The 1,071-nt window shown below is 57.5% G+C and carries 1 rRNA gene; it reads left to right on the top strand.

Annotation, left to right across the window (positions count from 1 at the left end):
- A 23S ribosomal RNA gene (locus ABZX96_RS38030) occupies positions 1–1,071 on the top strand; the annotation flags it as partial.

Raw genomic sequence — 1,071 nt, forward strand, 5'->3', positions numbered from 1 at the left:
TTTGAGTAGCGTGCCCAAGACCCGAAGCGGAGTGATCTAGCCATGGGCAGGTTGAAGCGGCTGTAAGAGGTCGTGGAGGACCGAACCCACCAGGGTTGAAAACCTGGGGGATGACCTGTGGTTAGGGGTGAAAGGCCAATCAAACTCCGTGATAGCTGGTTCTCCCCGAAATGCATTTAGGTGCAGCGTCGTGTGTTTCTTGCCGGAGGTAGAGCACTGGATAGGCGATGGGCCCTACCGGGTTACTGACCTTAGCCAAACTCCGAATGCCGGTAAGTGAGAGCGCGGCAGTGAGACTGTGGGGGATAAGCTCCATGGTCGAGAGGGAAACAGCCCAGAGCATCGACTAAGGCCCCTAAGCGTGTGCTAAGTGGGAAAGGATGTGGAGTCGCAGAGACAACCAGGAGGTTGGCTTAGAAGCAGCCACCCTTGAAAGAGTGCGTAATAGCTCACTGGTCAAGTGATTCCGCGCCGACAATGTAGCGGGGCTCAAGCACACCGCCGAAGTCGTGTCATTGCAGCACATACCTCTAACGGGGGCTGTGATGGGTAGGGGAGCGTCGTGTGCCGGGTGAAGCAGCCGCGGAAGCGAGTTGTGGACGGTTCACGAGTGAGAATGCAGGCATGAGTAGCGATACAAGAGTGGGAAACTCTTGCGCCGATTGACTAAGGGTTCCTGGGTCAAGCTGATCTGCCCAGGGTAAGTCGGGACCTAAGGCGAGGCCGACAGGCGTAGTCGATGGACAACCGGTTGATATTCCGGTACCCGCTTTGAAGCGCCAAACATCGAATCAGGCGATGCGAAGCCCGTGAAGCCGCCCCTGATCCCTTTGGGTGAGGGGGAGTGGTGGAGCCGGTGACCCAGACTTGTAGTAGGTGAGTGATGGGGTGACGCAGGAAGGTAGTCCAGCCCGGGCGGTGGTTGTCCCGGGGTAAGGGTGTAGCCCGTTGTGTAGGCAAATCCGCACAACATGCAGGGTGAGACCTGATGCCGAGCCGATTGTGGTGAAGTGGATGATCCTATGCTGTCGAGAAAAGCCTCTAGCGAGTTTCATGGCGGCCCGTACCCTA

The sequence above is a fragment of the Streptomyces sp. NPDC003077 genome, assembly GCF_040611095.1.
Taxonomy (GTDB): Bacteria; Actinomycetota; Actinomycetes; order Streptomycetales; family Streptomycetaceae; genus Streptomyces.